The organism is Tessaracoccus sp. MC1679 (genome assembly GCF_014164775.1).
In the GTDB taxonomy this organism is placed as follows: Bacteria; Actinomycetota; Actinomycetes; order Propionibacteriales; family Propionibacteriaceae; genus Arachnia.
In genome coordinates, this window is sequence record NZ_JACJGB010000005.1 from 294,464 (window position 1) to 311,484 (window position 17,021).

Annotated in this window: 17 protein-coding genes; 6 read left to right on the forward strand and 11 right to left on the reverse strand. The window is 66.6% G+C overall.

All coding sequences use genetic code 11. The annotated features are described in order from the left end of the window. Positions 1-591: 591 nt before the first annotated feature. The gene (locus H5398_RS10270; RefSeq protein ID WP_182799933.1) at positions 592-1,239 is read left to right on the forward strand and encodes a hypothetical protein; all 648 of its coding nucleotides are present in this window, start codon (positions 592-594) and stop codon (positions 1,237-1,239) included. Between the two features lie 89 nt (positions 1,240-1,328). On the opposite strand, the gene H5398_RS10275 is transcribed toward H5398_RS10270, so the two are convergent. Both H5398_RS10275 and H5398_RS10280 read right to left on the reverse strand, forming a co-directional pair. Continuing rightward, complete coding sequence (locus H5398_RS10275) at positions 1,329-1,604, reverse strand: hypothetical protein (protein WP_182799934.1); 276 nt, start codon at positions 1,602-1,604, stop codon at positions 1,329-1,331. A 242-nt stretch (positions 1,605-1,846) separates the two neighbouring features. Then, positions 1,847-2,944, reverse strand: a complete 1,098-nt coding sequence (locus tag H5398_RS10280; RefSeq protein ID WP_182799935.1) for a trypsin-like peptidase domain-containing protein — start codon at positions 2,942-2,944, stop codon at positions 1,847-1,849. A 181-nt stretch (positions 2,945-3,125) separates the two neighbouring features. Between H5398_RS10280 and H5398_RS10285 the strand changes: the two genes are divergently transcribed. Further along, on the forward strand, positions 3,126-3,455 hold the full coding sequence (locus tag H5398_RS10285; RefSeq protein WP_182799936.1) for a thioredoxin family protein: 330 nt from the start codon (positions 3,126-3,128) through the stop codon (positions 3,453-3,455). A 36-nt stretch (positions 3,456-3,491) separates the two neighbouring features. Here H5398_RS10285 and H5398_RS10290 read toward each other — a convergent pair whose 3' ends face one another. After that, positions 3,492-4,784: an MFS transporter gene (locus H5398_RS10290; RefSeq protein ID WP_182799937.1), complete on the reverse strand. Its 1,293-nt coding sequence runs from the start codon at positions 4,782-4,784 to the stop codon at positions 3,492-3,494. 70 nt (positions 4,785-4,854) lie between these two features. Then, positions 4,855-5,250, reverse strand: a complete 396-nt coding sequence (locus tag H5398_RS10295; RefSeq protein ID WP_182799938.1) for a hypothetical protein — start codon at positions 5,248-5,250, stop codon at positions 4,855-4,857. Positions 5,251-5,358: 108 nt separating this feature from the next. Here H5398_RS10295 and H5398_RS10300 point away from each other — a divergent pair, with 108 nt between their 5' ends. Both H5398_RS10300 and H5398_RS10305 read left to right on the forward strand, forming a co-directional pair. Further along, complete coding sequence (locus H5398_RS10300; RefSeq protein ID WP_182799939.1) at positions 5,359-6,117, forward strand: ABC transporter ATP-binding protein; 759 nt, start codon at positions 5,359-5,361, stop codon at positions 6,115-6,117. Continuing rightward, a complete protein-coding gene (locus H5398_RS10305) occupies positions 6,114-8,480 on the forward strand; it encodes an ABC transporter permease (protein WP_182799940.1) in 2,367 nt (788 codons plus the stop codon). The genes H5398_RS10300 and H5398_RS10305 overlap by 4 nt, the downstream gene beginning before the upstream one ends. Before the next feature lie 60 nt (positions 8,481-8,540). Here H5398_RS10305 and H5398_RS10310 read toward each other — a convergent pair whose 3' ends face one another. The 3 genes from H5398_RS10310 to H5398_RS10320 all read right to left on the reverse strand — a co-directional run bounded on the left by H5398_RS10310 (position 8,541) and on the right by H5398_RS10320 (position 11,448). Beyond that, positions 8,541-10,295, reverse strand: a complete 1,755-nt coding sequence (locus tag H5398_RS10310; RefSeq protein WP_370586109.1) for an alkyl/aryl-sulfatase — start codon at positions 10,293-10,295, stop codon at positions 8,541-8,543. A 201-nt stretch (positions 10,296-10,496) separates the two neighbouring features. Continuing rightward, positions 10,497-11,036 (reverse strand): HdeD family acid-resistance protein, encoded by a 540-nt coding sequence (locus H5398_RS10315; RefSeq protein ID WP_182782769.1) that lies wholly within the window; start codon positions 11,034-11,036, stop codon positions 10,497-10,499. A gap of 208 nt (positions 11,037-11,244) precedes the next feature. Beyond that, positions 11,245-11,448: a cold-shock protein gene (locus H5398_RS10320; protein WP_182782770.1), complete on the reverse strand. Its 204-nt coding sequence runs from the start codon at positions 11,446-11,448 to the stop codon at positions 11,245-11,247. 110 nt (positions 11,449-11,558) lie between these two features. On the opposite strand from H5398_RS10320, the gene H5398_RS10325 reads away from it, so the two are divergent. Beyond that, the gene (locus tag H5398_RS10325; RefSeq protein WP_182782771.1) at positions 11,559-12,902 is read left to right on the forward strand and encodes a TrkH family potassium uptake protein; all 1,344 of its coding nucleotides are present in this window, start codon (positions 11,559-11,561) and stop codon (positions 12,900-12,902) included. Further along, positions 12,895-13,569 (forward strand): TrkA family potassium uptake protein, encoded by a 675-nt coding sequence (locus tag H5398_RS10330; protein ID WP_220489310.1) that lies wholly within the window; start codon positions 12,895-12,897, stop codon positions 13,567-13,569. The genes H5398_RS10325 and H5398_RS10330 overlap by 8 nt, the downstream gene beginning before the upstream one ends. Positions 13,570-13,591: 22 nt before the next feature. Here H5398_RS10330 and H5398_RS10335 read toward each other — a convergent pair whose 3' ends face one another. The 4 genes from H5398_RS10335 to H5398_RS10350 form a co-directional block, all read right to left on the reverse strand. Beyond that, positions 13,592-14,527: an amino acid ABC transporter permease gene (locus H5398_RS10335; RefSeq protein ID WP_182782772.1), complete on the reverse strand. Its 936-nt coding sequence runs from the start codon at positions 14,525-14,527 to the stop codon at positions 13,592-13,594. Beyond that, positions 14,524-15,171: an amino acid ABC transporter permease gene (locus H5398_RS10340; RefSeq protein WP_182799941.1), complete on the reverse strand. Its 648-nt coding sequence runs from the start codon at positions 15,169-15,171 to the stop codon at positions 14,524-14,526. Before H5398_RS10340 ends, H5398_RS10335 begins: the two co-directional genes overlap by 4 nt. 68 nt (positions 15,172-15,239) lie before the next feature. After that, a complete protein-coding gene (locus tag H5398_RS10345) occupies positions 15,240-16,127 on the reverse strand; it encodes a glutamate ABC transporter substrate-binding protein (RefSeq protein ID WP_182799942.1) in 888 nt (295 codons plus the stop codon). A 70-nt stretch (positions 16,128-16,197) separates the two neighbouring features. Beyond that, positions 16,198-16,989, reverse strand: a complete 792-nt coding sequence (locus tag H5398_RS10350; protein WP_182799943.1) for an amino acid ABC transporter ATP-binding protein — start codon at positions 16,987-16,989, stop codon at positions 16,198-16,200. Positions 16,990-17,021 lie beyond the last annotated feature (32 nt).

Here is a 17,021-nt window from a genome sequence, read left to right on the forward strand (position 1 = left end):
TCCGGCCGCTGTTACCTTCAGGAGGCGCCATCGACCCCGGTGATACGGGCTGCCGAATGGCCTGCGGCAGCGCGGAGCGAAGGCCCACTCGGCCCGCATGGTGGCGAAGCTGCGCGTCAGGGACAAGTGCAGGCGGTGGTCGTGGCGTATGAGTCCGGCCTCCTGCGACCAGGCTCCGATTGATCGCTCCCGGCGACAACGCAAGGCGCGGCAGGCCCACCGGTTGGTATCGAAGGCCATCCAAGGCGACGGCTCCACGGCGATCCCGAAATGGAGTGGATGGGGTTAGCCTGCTGCGATGGGCGCGGATCCTCTCCTGACGATGTTGGCCGGGTTGCGGGCCAGGTTGCAGGGCGCAGTGAGTGCTGGCGACCTGGTCGCTGCGACGTCGTGGCCCGCGGCGAGCGGGATCGTCACTAATGCGGGGCTCGATCACGTGTGGGTGGGTGCCCACCCCCTGGTGTCGCCGATCCCTCGTATCTTCTGGCCCTTGGCGGGGGTGTCGATGCCCGGTCGCTGTGCGAAACCTGGGGCGTTCCACGGCCGGTCGCGGTGTCTGGTGATGTCCATCAGAGGCGGTGGGAGATCCTCGTGGGCGGCGACGAAGTGCCCGACCCGTACCAGCGGCGGATCACGGTCGCACCTCTCCTCGTCGGGTGCTGGGAGGTGCGGCCCCAGCTCACCGGCAGGCCGCCTGGCCCTCTGCCCGTCCTGGTCGCGGGAGCGTCGCCGGCCTATGACGCGTCCGAACGCGGTGGGCGGGTAGCGCAGATCGAGGTGACCCGGGCACGATTCGGGGCGGTTCTGGCGACGGGAGCCGACCCGGCGGTCAGCGAGCTGTTGGGGCGGATGGCCCTGGACTACCCGGCTTGGCGGTCAGGGTGGACGGCAAGGCCTTCGGATGTCGTGGCGATGGTGATCGAGGAGGAGCATCCGGTCTGTGGGGCGGTGATTTCCGTGTCAGGGTCGGTGGCGCAGGCCACGCGGCTGAGTCTGGTGCCCCGCGGTTCGGGAGGGTTGGCCATGGGAGGCCAACTGCTGGACCTGCTCGAGGCTGTGGCGATGGACCGTGGTTGTGAACGGCTCACCCTGGACACCAGCGCCTTCCTGCACCCTGACCTGCCCTACCGGCAGCATGGGTACACCGTTCAGCCGCCTTATGAGGGTGATCCCGACGCACCCATATGGGTTCAGCTGGACCTCCCCGTACCCCCGGGACCCATGGGTGGGCGTCACTGACGGAACTCCAGGGCGGCCGAGATGATGATGACCGCCCAGGGGCGTCGACCAGCGCTTCGTGGCACGGCGCGGCGGCCCAGCCTCAGGCCTCACGTAGCCGACGATGTGGTGGGCGGGCGATTGGACAGCGCCGCCCGGGCAGCCAACGTCACGACCATCCCGACGACGCCGAAGGACACCCAGACGGCCATCGAAGCGGCGAATCCTGGTGTCACAAAGAACCCTGTGCCGACGTTCAGCGAGGCGTGTGCCAGCACCGCGAGAAGGACGCTGCCGCGGGTCTGGTTGAACAGCCAGGTCAGGATCAGTGACTGCCCGACCATCCCGACCCCGGTGAAGACGAGGAAGCTGGCTGCTACGCTCACCAGTCCTGGCCCCCGCGGAGTAGTAGCCCGGGACGAAGAACGTACGCACGGGGAAGAGCCGTACCAGGGCACGGACCGCCGTGCCGCGCGGTGGACGGGTCGCAGTCAACGAGGCGGCTGGCACGGGCCTACTCCTCGTGCGATCCACGATGGGGTGCAGCAGCCCGGTCGGTCATGCCTGGACCCTGTCGCCAGGGATCCGAGGGCGCAGGCAGCCTCAACAACGTCCCGGCTAACTTGGATCAGGGCTGCTCGGTGAGCGTGATCGTGGCCTGATACGGCGACTCGTCGCGCAGGTAGACCACCGGAACCTCATCGCCGACCCGCGCTGTGGCCAGAAGCCAGGCAACCGAGAAGCTTGTGGCAGGACCCCCGTCGATCTCGGTGATCACATCGCCGGGTCTGAGGCCAGCCCTCGCGGCGGGTCCGTCTGGGGCGATCGCCTGAACGAACAGGCCCGCCTGGGTGCCGAAGCGATCCGCGGACTCCTGGGTGATCTCCGCGGTCTGCGCGCCAATCCACGGGTGGGTCGCGCGGCCGTCGGCCACCATCTGGTCGACGATCCGCTGGGCGATACTCGCAGGCACGGCGAACCCGATGCCCACGCTGCCGCCTCCGGCCACCACGTCGACGTTCGGGGCCGTCGCGATCGCGGTGTTCACGCCGACCAGATCCCCCTCACAGGTCACCAACGGACCTCCGGAGTTCCCGGGGTTGATCGACGCGTCGGTCTGGATCGACCCCACCAACACGGTGGAGCCCCCGGCTGCCTTCGGTGCGGGCACATTCCGTCCGATCGCGCTGACGATTCCGCTGGTCACCGTCCCCGAGAGTCCGAGTGGCGCGCCCAGCGCGACGACAGGTTGACCGACGCTGAGGTCCGCGCGTGGCGCGAGGCGGAGCGTCGGCAGGTTGTCGCCTTCGATCTGGAGAACGGCGACGTCCGTCACCGGATCGGTTCCGATCAGCTCCGCAGGGTGACGTGCTCCGCTGTCGAGGAGGACCTCGATGGTGCCGGCGGTAGCAGCCGCGGCGATCACGTGGTCGTTGGTGAGGATGAGTCCGTCGGCGCTGATGATCGCGCCACTACCTGAGCCTGCACCGCCCTGGCCTTCGACGAAGACCGTCACCACAGAGGGCAGCGCGGTGGAAGCCACCCGGACGACGTCGCAAGATCCCGAGGTTGGGGAGAGTTGGACGGCCAAGCCCGCTCCGACGGCGCCCCCAGCCACCGCGACGAGTGCGGCGAGTGCGATGAGTTGCGCCCGGCTGAGCACTGCACGCTGCAGCCACCAGCCTCGCTGGGCTGTCGCCCGGTCGGGTTCGGCAAGATTCGACACGCTGGTCTCCTTTCGCGAAATCGTGGTTCAAAAGGGCCAGATCCGGAGGAGGTGTTGGCGGCGACGATATCAGGCCGGATCGTTGGGGCCACAGGGTCGACCGGCGACGCTGATCGCCGAGGCGCTTCGGAGAGTGCGTGATCAGGGCAGGCATTCCCGGCATCACGCCTACGCTTGACGGATGACTCTGGGATACCGCACCACACAGCCCACACGAGACGAGATCGACCAGTCGGATGGCTTCACCGTGCTCCAGTTCGGAACCAACTGGTGTGGCTACTGCCGAGCGGCTGAGCAGGTGATCGAACCAGTCCTGGCGGCGGTACCTGAGGTCCGACGCATCAAGGCGGAGGACGGCAGAGGTCGGCCCTTGGGGCGTTCGTTCCACGTCAAGCTGTGGCCCACCCTGATCTTTCTCCGGGACGGCAAGGAGGTGGCGCGCGTGGTCAGGCCAGAGAGTCGCCAAGCCGTTCAGTCAGCCGTCGACGAACTCACTGGAGGGCGCACTTAGCCTCAGGGGGCCAATGAGCGGTGTAATTGGCCGGGCTCAGGCGGGTTGAGGGGCTTCGTGTAGATCGTCGTGCGTCGTCACCCAGAAGAGGCCGGCGATGAGCAGGCCGAGCACCAGCAGCGCCGACGTCAGAACGAAGGGCCAGCTGCGATCCATGCTCGACAGCCACCCGCTAATCCAGCCGAACGGGGCGGTGACCAGCATCACGCAGGTGCGCTGGATGGCCATCACCCGGGACCGCTCAGCCTGGTCCACGTGTAGCGCCACCAACGACTCCGCCAGCATGAACAGGATCCCACCGCCGAAGGCATCGAGGATCAGGCAGATGCCAAGGAGCGCGTAGGTTGACAGGCTGGCCGCGCCGTCGGGGGAGGGGATGCCCACCAGGAGCGCCTGGCCGGCGAAGTAGACGCCGAATCCGATCAGCGTCGGCGCCTTCAAGTGCTTGGAGTGGGTGAGCAGTGGGATGAGCGTGAAGAAGAACAGCACGGACAGCAGCGACCGCACCATCGGGAAGAACGGCAGCAGCGCGTCGGGAACGCCCAGACGCTGATTGATCACCACCTGCCAGAACGTGGCATTGACCAGCGTGACGGCGCCCACGATCGCAGCGATGCTGAGCGAGAACATCGTGCCCTTTGATCGAAGGATGAGCCCGAGTACGCCGCGATACTCCGACAGGGACTTCCAGATGCTCACGCCGCGCGTCTGCTCCATCCGCACAACTCCCGTCGCGGTCTCCGTCGTGTAGCGGTACAGGAGCCAGATCTTGATCGACATGATGAAGAAGGCGTTGAGGTACAGGATCCGCACCGCGAGTTCGAGACCCAGGCCCGAGACCAGGACGGCTGCGATGGGCGCGAACAGCGCGGAGAACTCCGCCGCGACCTTGATGAGCGAGTAGACCTTCGGGATCTCGGCGCGGTCGACATCCTCCACCAGCAGGCAGTCCCACGAGTTCTGCGTGACCTGCCACGCGCCGTTGATGACGGATGCGACAAGGAACCACCAGAAGTTCTGCGCGAAAGCCCAGATCAGGCAGGGGATGGCCCAGGCGATGATGTCGAAGACCGCGGTGGTCATCCGTCGGCCGAGCTTGTCGGTGATGACACCGCTGAGCAGCCCGAAGACCACCTGGGACAGCATCGAGATGGTGGCGAGCAGCCCGATCTGCGCGTCGCGCACTCCCAACGCCAGCATGAACACCGACGCATACGGCAACACCAGCATCATCGAGAGCCCCCACAGGGGCTCGGTGTAGACCGACGCGCGGCCGTTGCCGCGGAGCCCAAGGAGGGTGATGATCATGGGGTTGCGTCCGCGTAGCACTGCCCAAGTCAACCTGGGTTTGTGAGCGCTGTCCACCGATGCCGGCAGCAGCCGCGGCCATGGCACCGTGTCAGTCGGGCTGATCGCTCCCGATGATCTCGATTCGCACATGATGGCGCCGGTCCCACGCCAACACGGCGTGAACGGTGAGGCCGTCGTCATGCACACCGGCCAACAGAACGGCCGAACCGCGGATGACCGCCACCGCAGCGAAGCCGAGACCGCCCTTGCCGTCGCCCCTGGCCAGCACCGTTGTACCATCTGCGAATCGGAGCCGGACCACACCGTCGGAGCCGTAGCCCTCCGCTCCGCGCAAGGGGGTGCCACGGTTCTGCACCCGTGAGAGGTCAGCCACCAGATGTCGTGTCAAGGACGCACGATGCTCAGCCGCCGTCGCATCCAGCGCAGCGTGCAGGTCATCGTCGAACAGGTCGTCGAAGGAGTCGTCGTGCGTGCGTTCCCGCATGATCCAGTATGGCCTCAGGGGACCCCGGGATGAAAGGCACTGACCTCGAAAAGTGGAGGTGAGCCCCTGCGGGCCGCCCGGTTCATGCTGCGGGTTTATGGTGGCTGCATGAGCCACCTCGGGAAGCACGTGGCTACGGCCGCGACCTCGGACGCACCTGTCATCAGCGCCATCCGTGCCTCGAACCTCCGCAGGACGTACGGCACCCTTGCCACCGCGGTCAACGCGCTCGAGGACGTGACGTTCGAGATCCCCCGCGGTGAGTTCGTGGTGCTGCTGGGGCCGAGCGGTTCGGGCAAGACAACGATGCTCAACGTCATCGGAGCCTTAGATGCGCCGACCGCCGGTTCGCTGGAGGTGATGGCCACTTCGCTGTCCGACATGAACGAGGACGAGCGCACGCGCTACCGACTCTCCACCATCGGCTTCGTCTTCCAGTTCTTCAACCTGGTCCCCACGCTCACCGCACTCGAGAACGTCTCACTCCTCGCAGAGATCACCGGGGCCCAGGCGGGCGAGCGCGCCCGCCGGGCCCTCGACCAGGTGGGTCTGGGGGACCGCACGGACCACTTCCCCGGCCAACTCTCCGGCGGCGAGCAGCAACGGGTCTCCATCGCGCGCGCCCTGGTGAAGGACGTGCCGCTCCTCCTCTGCGACGAGCCGACGGGCGCCCTCGACATCGACACCGGCACACACATCCTCCGGGTGCTGCGCGACACCACCGATCGGGGCTGCACAGTCCTGCTCGTGACCCACAACTCCGAGATCGCCCGCATGGCGGATCGTGTCCTCCGCCTCAGAGACGGTCGCCTGGTCAGTGATGAGCCGAATGCGACGCCGGTCGCACCCGAGGACCTCCGGTGGTGAAGAGCCTTCGCCTCAAACGCCGCCGGGACATCGCCCGGCAGCGTGGCCAGTTCCTCTCCGTGCTGGCCACGATCGTGCTCGGTGTGATGATGTTCGCCGCAACCTACGACGCCTACCGCAACCTCGAGGCCTCCTACAACGGCACCTACCGCCGCCTCGCCTTCGCCGACGTGACCGTCACCGGCGGCACCTCCGGGCTGAACGACGCGCTCGCAGCCATCGACGGCGTCGCCTCGGTGGAGCGACGTCGTCAGGCCGACGTACCACTCCGGGTGGGGGACACGGTCCTCCTGGGCCGCATCGTCTCCCTCACCAACGACGTCAACCTGCTTGACGTCGTTGCCGGCGAACACCCGGGCGGTGGGAGCGCCGCCGGGATCGTGGAGACCCATCTGGCCGAGCACTTTGGGCTGAGACAGGGCGACACCGTCGAGGTGTTGACGAACTCAGGCTGGAGCGCTGTGGCGGTGTCCGGGGAGGCGGTGTCCGCCGAGTACCTGTGGCCCGCGCGCAGCTCCCAGGAGTTCTTCGAGGCTCCGGGAAGCTTCGGGGTCCTGTTCGTGACTGACGATGTCCTCGACTCCATCGACGAGACCCAGATACTGCCCCAGCTCCTGGTGCTCTACCACCCCGACGCAGACACAGTCACTCTCGATGACGCCGTCCGCAGTACAGCACTCAAGGACGGTGCGGAGGCGGTGGTGACCCGCGCGGACCAGCCGTCGAACAAGGCGCTGAACCTGGACGTCACCGGGTTCGAGCAGATGGCCGTGTTCTTCCCGGCCATGTTCCTCCTCGTCTCCGGACTCGCCGCATACACGCTTCTGACGCGGGTGGTGCACTCGCAGCGCAGCGTCATCGGCACGCTCCGGGCGAACGGATTCTCGCGGGGCACTGTGCTCTGGCACTATCTGTCCTACGGGCTCTGGCTCGGGACACTGGGGGCGGTGCTCGGGATCGCTCTCGGCATTCCCGCCGGGTGGACGATGACGGCGGCCTATACCGCAGAACTGGGGATTCCGGACACGATCCGGGAGCTGCGGTGGATCACCCCGATCGGCGGCATCACCTTCGGGGTCGCTGTGGGTCTGCTGTCTGCCTGGGTCCCTGCGCGCGCGGCAGTTCGCCTGGAGCCCGCCGAGGCGCTTCGGGGCGACTCGCCCGCGTCATCCACGCGCCGTAGCCTCCTCGACCGTGTCTTCCCTCCATCTTCCGGGCTGCCTGTGCAGTGGCTGATGGTGGTGCGCGGCATCGGTCGCAACCCCCGCCGCAGTTCATCGGTGGTGGTGGCGATCGTTCTGGCCATGACTCTCGTCTACACCACTTGGGCCATGGTCGACACTGTCACGATCCTCCTCGACCGCCACTTCAGCGAGATCAACCGCCACGACGGCGACGTCGTGACGTCCGTGCCCGTGGACGACGCGGTGGTGGCGGCAGTCGCGGGGGTGCCCGGCGTCCGGACCGCCGAGCCGGTGGTGGTGCTCGAAGCCTCACTTCAGGGGCCGGACGACACCTACTCAACCACCCTGTTCGCGCACGTGTCCGGGACCGAGGTCCACGGCTTCGTGACGCCCAGCGGCAGGGGACCGACCACGGGTGTCGTCGTCGGCGAAGCGGTCCTGGGTGAGACCGGTGCGGAGGTGGGCGGCATGCTGCGGGTGTCGCTGCCGACCCTCGGCGTCACTTTCGACGCCACGATCGAAGACACCGTGCGGGAGCCGATGGGCAGCCCGGTGTACCTGACCCGGGAGATGCTGGAGGAAGTGCTCGGCACCGACGGCGGCCGCGGGTGGCGGGAGGCGATGACGCGGCCGGGGACCTCGGTGATCGCCCTGGTGCTGGACGATGATGCCGACCGCGACGCGGCGCTGGATGAGGTGCGCGACCTGCCCGCTGTGGCCGCCGTCACCGACGTCCGGGCGGTGTGGATGATGATCGAGCAGTACCTGGGGCTCTTCTACCTGATTGTGGGCCTGATGTTGGCCTTCGGCGGCGTGCTTGCGGTGGCGCTGATCTACAACGTCGTCTCGGTCAATCTGGCGGAGCGAACAGGGGAACTCGCCACCATGCGCGCCAACGGCGTCTCGCACCGCAGGATCGGCGCCTACGTCATGGCGGAGAACATGATCCTGACTGCGTTCGGCGTGATACCAGGGGGCGTCGTCGCGCACGCAGCAGCATCCTGGCTGATGTCCACCTACTCCACCGACATGCTCTCGTTCGAACTGGAGGCCCGGCCGGCCACCATGGCGCTCACCATCCTGGCCATGCTTCTGGTCACGGCGGTCTCGCTGCGGCCTGGGATACGCGCGGTTCGGCGTCTGGATGTCGCTACCGCGGTGCGCGAGCGCTCGCAATGAACAGCGCCCCCGAACCACGGAGGAGCGCTGTCCACGGCATTCAGAGCCCCCACGTGCGCCCTACGGTAGAACAATGTTGAAGCCCGGGTCAGGCTGATCCAGAGCCGACATCAGGCGGCCCAGCACCCCCGGGTCGCCGGTGACGTCCACGCCCGCGTCGGCGAATCCCTCGGGGGCGAGTTGTCCGGTCAGGAGCCCGTTCAGTGCGGCTCTGCTGAGCCTCAGTGACACGTCAGCTTCGGTCGGCTGGGGTGCGGTGGACTGGGTGAGGACTCCATTGGTCAGGGTGAGCCGATGCCGAACCCCGGCGTCTGTGATGTCGAAGTCAAACGACAACCGATCATCCCAACACAGCGGGGCATTGACCCGGATGGCCAACGAGTCGAACAACTGCGTCGGCGTCAGGGCAGCCAAGATATCGGGTGTCACACTGGAGACCGGTGTCCCGAATGCCCCGTGCCGGAGTTCGTGGGCGCCGGACAGGTAGGCGCAGCGCCATGTACCGCACTCGGACCCGTAGCCGAGCTGCTCCAGTGTGTCGGCCAGCAGTTCCTTCGCGTCCTTGTGGTCTGGTTGGGCGAACACGACGTGGCCCAGCACCTCGGCCACCCACCGGAAGTCGCCGGCGTCGAACGAGTCTCGGGCCTTGGCCACGACGGCGTCCGCCCCGCCCATGAACTCCAGGTACCTCTTGCCCGCCTCGACCGGGGGATGCTTCCACAGGTTGACCGGATTTCCGTCGTACCAGCCCATGTAGCGCTGATAGATCGCCTTGACGTTGTGGCTGACCGACCCGTAGTAACCCCGGGCGTGCCACGCATTCTCCAGCGCAGGCGGCATCTGGATCACCTCGGCAATCTCGATGCCGGTCATGCCCTGGTTCATCATCCGCAGCGTCTGATCGTGGAGATAGGCATAAAGGTCCCGCTGCTGACCCAGGTACTCCATGCACCGCTCATGCCCCCAGGTGGGCCAATGGTGGGAGGAGAAGATCACATCGGTATCGGCACCGAACAGGTCGATCGCCTCGGTCAGATACTGCGCCCACGCGTGAGGATCACGCACCAGTGCACCGCGGATGGTGAGAATGTTGTGCAGAGTGTGGCTGGCGTTCTCGGCCAGGCACAGGACCCTCAGATCGGGGAAGAAGAAGTGGAACTCTGAGGGCGCCTCCGTGCCAGGCGCCATCTGAAACACCATCCGGACACCGTCGACCGTGAGCTCCTCGCCCGTGGTGGACACGTCGACCGTGGGCGCGATCAGCGTGAACTCACCCGTCGAGGTGGTCTGCGCCAGGCCCGCCCCCACCTGCCCCTGAGGGCCGCGGTCCAGGGCAGCCCCGTACATGTAGCCAGCACGCCGGTTCATGGCGGTACCGGCGAACACATTCTCAGCAACGGCATGCGCCATGAAACCAGACGGGGCGATGATCTGCACCAGCCCGGCATCGACGTCGGCCTCATCCACCACCCCGCGGACGCCCCCGAAGTGGTCCGCGTGGCTGTGGGTATAGATCACAGCGGTCACGGGGCGCCCACCGCGATGCTCGCGGTAGAGGGCGAGCGCGGCGCGTGCCGGTTCCGCCGTCAGGAGGGGATCGATGACGATGATGCCCGTGTCGCCCTCAACGACCGTCATCACCGAGAGATCGAGCCCTCGCACCTGGTAGATGCCCGGCACCACCTCGAACAAGCCCTGCTCGATCAGGAGGTTGGACTGGCGCCACAGGCTGGGATTCACGGTCAGCGGGGCCTCGGCCTTGAGGAATCCGTACGAATCGATGTCCCACACCACGCGGCCGTCGTCGGCACGCACGAGACGCCCGGTTTCAGGGCCGCGATGAAACCCCGATGGGCGTCGTCGATGTCCTGACTGTCCCCGAACGGCAGAGTCCGGGTCAGAAGTTCGTGATTGGTGGCGATGGTGGCGGTGGCGGGCTTGCTGCTGGTATCCATGAAGAGCTCCTTGAGAGTGGGAAACGTTGCTGAGTCAGTCGGCGCCGTGCAGCGCAGACATTCAGCCCTTCAGTTTCTCGGGTCGCACCCTGCCGATCATCATGAGGCTGAGCCCCTCCAGGAGCGTCTGGATGCCCAGCAGCGTGCCGAGGAGCGTGAGGGTGGCGGCGCCGAGGTTGAAGAGGACGAAGAACCCCAGCCCCAAGGACACCAGGCCGCTGAGGATCAGGAGCAGACGTCCGCTCTCCGCCCCGAACGCCCAGGCCATGCGGGTCAGTCCGCTGACGAAGAAGGTCACGCCCGCCCCGAGGGTGAGAGCGACGGCCCCCACCACCGGGTTGCGGAGGATGAACAGCCCGATCACCGCCAGAATCGCACCACCCAGGACGGCTGACCACAAGCCGCCGGTCTTGATCCGGAAGAACGATGCCGCGAGGAGGATGACACCCGAGAGCATGGTGGTCCACCCGATGACGAACACTGAGATCGCGGTGGCGAACACAGCGTTTCCTAGCAGGAACAGCCCTCCCAGCACCAGCACGATGCCGAGAATGACGTCCCAGGCTGTCCTCTTCGACGAAGCTGTTGTGGTTGACGTCATGGGACTCCCTCTGTTGTTCGTGACACCAGTATCGGGAGGTACAACGGCGGGGAGGTCACCCGTTGCGGGTGAACCGGGATGAGGAGTCAGTGGACCGTGCAGGCTGACGGCGTCGGCGCAGTTGCCCGGACATGCCGCGACCCCCCATCTGTGTCCAGATGGGGGGTCGCGGTGCTCAAGCCCTAGGAGATGCCTACCGGCACCTCACTCAGAGGGGGCGGATGTTCGCAGCTTGGAGGCCCTTCGGGCCGCGCTCGGTCTCGTACTCAACCTTCTGGTTCTCCTCGAGGTTGCGGTGTCCCGCACCAGCGATCGCGCTGAAGTGCGCAAACACATCGGCCGTGCCGTCATCGGGAGCGATGAAGCCGTAGCCCTTGTCGGAGTTGAACCATTTGACGGTGCCAGTGGCCATAACGTCATTCCTTCTTATTTCTGGACCACACTGTGTGGTCGTTCTACGATCTTAGGCCATCGAGCCCAGGATGTCGGCATTCCGGCCCCAGACTGATCTAGGATCGGCCCATGCGGCTCACTCGGTGGCTGGGCCATCCGGCCCGTGTGGTGCCGTCCGTGTACCTCTTGGCCATCGTTCTCGGCACCGGATTGCTCATGCTTCCGGCCGCCACCACCACCGGGGAGTCGGCGCCTCTCCTGCACGCCTCGTTCACCGCCGTGTCGGCGATCTGCATCACCGGGCTGACCACCGTGGACACCGCCACCTTCTGGAGCCCTTTCGGGCAGTTCATCATCATGGCACTCATCCAGGTGGGTGGCTTCGGCATCGTTACGCTGGCGAGTCTGCTCACGCTGCTCGCCACTGGGCGGATCTCCCTGCAGGGGTCACTGTTGGCCGGTCAGGAACTCCGCACGGGGTTCGGAGGGGTTCTGCGCATCCCGAAGATGATTGCCGCCGTGATGCTGGCGGCAGAGGCCGTCACCGCCGCGGTGCTCACCGTCTCGTTCCGTCCCTACACCGAGAGCTGGGCCTCGGCTGCCTGGCAGGGCGTCTTCCACGCCATCTCGGCGTTCAACAACGCCGGCTTCGCGCTCTACAGCGACAACCTGATGAGTTTCGTGGGGGATCCCGCCATCATCGTGCCGATCTGTGTCGCCGTCGTGGTGGGAGGCCTCGGGTTCCCGGTGCTTCTCGAGGTGGGGCGCCGGGTTTTCCGCCGTGGGAACCGGGCCCTCGGGTGGAGCACCCACACGAGGCTCACTGTGGCGGGCACGGTCTCGCTCCTGCTGCTGGGGGCGCTGGTTTTCGGGATCGCCGAGTGGAACAACCCCCGCACTATCGGCTCCATGCCGTGGGACGACCGGGCGCTCGCCGTGCTGGCCGGTGCGGTGTTCCCGCGGACGGCCGGGTTCAACTCCATCGACTACGGCCAGGCGAGCGAGACGACGCTTGGTCTCTACTACCTGCTGATGTTCGTCGGCGGGGGATCGGCCGGCACGGCGGGTGGCATCAAGATCGGCACCATCGGCATCATCCTTGCCACCGTCGTCGCGGAGCTTCGCGGCGAGAACCAGGTGGTGGTCGGTCATCGCGCCATCCCCGCGACCGTGCAGCGCGCGGCCCTCGCCGTCGTCATGCTCGGCGCCGGAGTGGTTGCCCTGGCCACCCTCTTCATCGTCGTCGATGACGAGTTCACGCTGCAGCAGGTCCTCTTCGAGACGATCTCGGCCTTCGGAACAGTCGGCGTGTCCACCGGCATCACCCCGCACCTGCGTCCGGAGTCCCTGATGGTCCTTATGCTGTTGATGTATCTGGGGCGGGTGGGAACGGTGTCGGTTGCGGCCGCACTGGCCCTGCGGACCCGCCACCGCCATTACGTCCTCCCAGAGGAGCAGCCAATTGTTGGGTAGATCGGGTGATCGTCGGATCACGGACGACACTGTGCTCGTCGTCGGACTGGGCTTGTTCGGCACCGCCACCGCGAAGGCACTGGCTGAAATGGGGGTGCCTCTGATCGCGGTCACCGACGATCACACCCAGGCGGTGCGTCACGCAGACGATTTCGCCCATGTCATCGAGATGGACCCCTCCGATCGCGAGGCGCTGCAGCAGATCGGCATTGATCAGATCCGCAAGGCGGTGGTGGGGCTGAGCAAGGTGGAACTGTCCATCATGACGGTCCTTGCGCTCTCCGAGATGGGGGTCCAGGAGATCTGGGCCCGCGCCGCCACCCGCGAGCACGGGGCGATCCTGGAGCGGATCGGCGCCCACCACGTCGTGTACTCCGAGGCATCCACCGGACGGCGCGTCGCCCACGCCGTGTCGGGGTACATGATCGACTACTTCGAGTTCGAGGACGGCTTCGCCATCGCCCGCACGAGGGCACCGAAAATGACCTGGGACAAGACGTTGCGCGAGACGCTGGTCCGCACCAACAACAAGGTCACGGTGGTGGGCGCTAAGCGTCCGGGTCAGGACTTCATCTACGCGGTGCCGGAGATGGTGATCGAGGCCGGTGACGAGCTGATCGTCTCCGGGCGGGTCAACCACGTCGACGCCTTCTGCCGGCTCCGCTGATCAGAACCCATTCTCACGGGGATCAGCGGCGTTCCCAGCTCTCGGACTGCCGGGCGATCGCGCTCGCCTGCGCGAGCCGGATCGTCGACGTCGGATCGGCGGTTCCTGTGTCGGCCCCGCCAGCCTTGGGGAGGTGACCCCCGCTGCCCGTCCGCCACGACAACCACCGGGCGAACCAGGAGAGCAGCAGGTTGATCGTGAGGTAGATCACCAGGGTGACGATGAAGAGCGAGAACAGGTAGCGGTTCCCGAAGAAGCTCGCGAGGTTGTTCATGTTGCTGCGAATGATCTCGTTGTAACCGACGATGTAGCCGAGCGACGTGTCCTTGAGGAGCACCACCAGCTGGGCGATGATGATCGGCAGCATCTGCCGGAACGCCTGCGGGAACTCCACGAGGATCTTCGACTGGAACTCGCGCATGCCGAGGCTCAAGGCGGCCTCACGCTGTCCGCGGGGCAGGGCGGCGAGCCCGGCGCGCAGCGCCTCGCCGATCAGGGTGCCGTTGTAGATGATGAGGGCGATGACGACGGCCCAGAAGGCGCCCGTCGAGGCCACCAGGAGGATGAACAGCATCATCAGCAGCACCGGCATGCCGCGGAAGAACTCCAGCATCACAGCGGTCGGGATGCGCACCCACGGCAGGAGGGAACTGCGCATCAGCGAGAACACCACGCCGAGGGCGACGGCACCGACCGCCGCGACGCCCGCGGCCCGGAGAGTGCCGACGACGCCGTTGCCGATGAAGTCCCACACCTGCGGATCGACGAAGATGTCCCATCGCGAGGCGTCGAACATCCCTGGCAGCGTGATGCCGCCCGACTGGCGCGGGGCCGCCAGGATGCCGATGATCCAGGCCGCGCCGGCGACGATGACCACCAGCGACACGATCGACCCGATGAGCGAGGCGCGGCGGGCGCGGGGTCCGGGGGCGTCGAACAGGACGCTGGTGGCACTCATCGCGACACCACCCATCGCTTCTCGAGTTGTACGGCCGCGAAGCCGAGCGGAACCGTGATCACGAGGTAGAGCGCCGCCGCCAGCACGAGGATCGGGATGACGATGTTGCCGTTGTCGTTGACGAGTTGCCGCGTGCTGGCGAACAACTCGACCACGAAGAAGCCGCCGGCGACCGAGGTGTTCTTCGTCAGCGCGATGTACACGTTGATCAGGGGAGGGATCGTCATGCGGAACGCCTGCGGCAGCACAACCAGCGACACCGTCTGGCCGAAGCCCAGGCCGATGCTGCGCGCCGCTTCCGCCTGACCGACCGGCACGCCGTTGATGCCCGAGCGTAGAGCCTCCGCGACGAACGGCGAGGTGTAGTAGGTGAGGGCGACGAAGGCGAGCAGCAGGTACGGCGTGCGGACCCCCAGCATCGGCAGGACGAACGCCGTGAAAAGAAACACCAGGGTCAGGGGAGTGTTGCGGGCTACCTCGGTCCAGGCCGCCGCGAACCAGCGCAGGACAGGGACCGGCGAGATCCTCATCGCAGTGATGAGGGTGCCGAGCACGAGCGCGAGCCCGCCCGAGACCACAAGCAGCAGTAGTGTGACGCGGAGTCCCTCCCAGAACTCAGGCATAAGTGACCAGAGCTGCGTCATGGGCTCCCCCTTCGTTGTGGTGCGGTGGGCCCTTCCCGGCCGGGCCGGGTCAGGCCCACCGCGCCGTCTCAGTAGCGGTCAGGGGTGGGCGGATCGACGAACGGGAGGACCGCGCCGGCTGTGTCGTTCCAGGCCGCCTCGTAGGTTCCGTCGGCGTAGCTCTCCTCGAGGACGTCGTTGATCCACATCCGGAAGTCGGTGTCCTCCAGCGCAAGACCGATGCCGTAGGGCTCGGAGGTGAACGGCTCGCCCACCACCTTGAACTCGCCTTCGTTCTGGGCGGCGAGGCCCGCGAGGATCACGTTGTCGGTGGACACCGCCACCACTGTGCCGTTGCGCAGCGGTTCGAGGCAGTTCGAGTACGTGTCGGTGAGGAGGGGCTCCGCGCCGATCTCCGCGAGCTTGGCGGCCGGGGTGGAGCCTGTCACCGAGCAGACCGGCTGGCCGACGAGATCGTCCTCACTGGTGATGTCCTCGTTGTCGGCGAGCACCAGGATCGACTGTCCAGCCATGAAGTACGGGCCGGCGAACGACACGACCTCCTTGCGTGCGTCATTGATCGTGTAGGTCGCCACGACGAAGTCCACCTGCCCGTTCTCGATGAACGGCTCGCGGTTGGCCGAAACGGTCTCGACCCACTCGATGTTCTCCTCGGAGATGCCCAGGTGTGACGCGATGATCTTCGCGATCTCGACGTCGAAGCCCTCAGGGACACCGGAGGGACCCATCAGACCGAACAGCGGCTGGTCGAACTTCGTGCCGATCGTGATCTTGCCTGCCTCGTTCAGTTCGGCCATCGTGGTGCCCTCCTCGAAGGTCACCTCCTCCGCTGCCGATGATGAGCTCCCCCCGGCAGCTGGGGCGGTGGTCTCGCTGGAGCTGCCGCCGGCGCAGCCCGAAAGCGCGAACGCGCCTGCGGCCGCGAACGCGATCAGGGAGTTCCTCGTTCTTTTCATGCCTCTTCCTTTCCTGGTCTGCGGTCCGCCTAGGTGGCGGCCGCTCGATCTCCGCCCTGGGGCGGGCTGGTCAGTGATGGAGGATCTTCGACAGGAAGTCCTTCGCCCTTTCGCTCCGGGGGTTCGTGAAGAACTCCTCCGGTGTTGCCTCTTCGACGATTGCGCCGTCGGCCATGAACAGGACCCGGTCCGCAGCCTTGCGCGCGAAACCCATCTCGTGGGTGACGACCACCATCGTCATCCCCTCAGCCGCTAGGCCGACCATGACGTCGAGCACCTCGTTGATCATCTCCGGGTCGAGCGCGCTTGTCGGCTCGTCCAGAAGGATCAGCTTCGGGTCCATGGCCAACGAGCGCGCGATCGCCACCCGCTGTTGCTGGCCACCGGAGAGCTGGCTCGGCATCTTCTTGGCCTGATCGGCGACCCCGACCCGTTCGAGGAGCCGCATCGCCTTCTCGTCGGCGTCCTTCTTGTTCATGCCGCGCACCCGGATGGGTCCCAGTGTCACGTTCTCGAGAACCGTCTTGTGCGCGAAGAGGTTGAACGACTGGAAGACCATACCGACGTCGGCACGCAGCCTCGCCAGGTCCCTGCCCTCTTCCGGCAGGGGGCTCCCGTCGATGGAGATGGTGCCGGAGTCGATCGTCTCGAGCCGGTTGATGGCCCGGCAGAGCGTCGACTTCCCGGAGCCCGAGGGGCCGATGACCACGACGACCTCACCGCGATGGACCACCGTATTGATGTCGCGGAGGACGTGGAGCGCACCGAAGTGCTTGTCGACGTGATCGACCACCACGAGAGGGCCGCCGCGCCCCACGTCCACGTTCGACGTGTGAAGCGCGGATGCATCCGGTGAGGCCATACCAGCACCATACGAGGCTCCGGACGGTCCCA

Coding starts and splice junctions, on each gene's coding strand:
- H5398_RS10335 (WP_182782772.1), bottom strand. CDS start 14,527: ATGAGTGCCACCAGCGTCCTGTTCGACGCCCCCGGACCCCGCGCCCGC.
- H5398_RS10285 (WP_182799936.1), top strand. CDS start 3,126: ATGACTCTGGGATACCGCACCACACAGCCCACACGAGACGAGATCGAC.
- H5398_RS10300 (WP_182799939.1), top strand. CDS start 5,359: ATGAGCCACCTCGGGAAGCACGTGGCTACGGCCGCGACCTCGGACGCA.
- H5398_RS10320 (WP_182782770.1), bottom strand. CDS start 11,448: ATGGCCACTGGCACCGTCAAATGGTTCAACTCCGACAAGGGCTACGGC.
- H5398_RS10295 (WP_182799938.1), bottom strand. CDS start 5,250: ATGCGGGAACGCACGCACGACGACTCCTTCGACGACCTGTTCGACGAT.
- H5398_RS10350 (WP_182799943.1), bottom strand. CDS start 16,989: ATGGCCTCACCGGATGCATCCGCGCTTCACACGTCGAACGTGGACGTG.
- H5398_RS10340 (WP_182799941.1), bottom strand. CDS start 15,171: ATGACGCAGCTCTGGTCACTTATGCCTGAGTTCTGGGAGGGACTCCGC.
- H5398_RS10325 (WP_182782771.1), top strand. CDS start 11,559: ATGCGGCTCACTCGGTGGCTGGGCCATCCGGCCCGTGTGGTGCCGTCC.
- H5398_RS10345 (WP_182799942.1), bottom strand. CDS start 16,127: ATGAAAAGAACGAGGAACTCCCTGATCGCGTTCGCGGCCGCAGGCGCG.
- H5398_RS10315 (WP_182782769.1), bottom strand. CDS start 11,036: ATGACGTCAACCACAACAGCTTCGTCGAAGAGGACAGCCTGGGACGTC.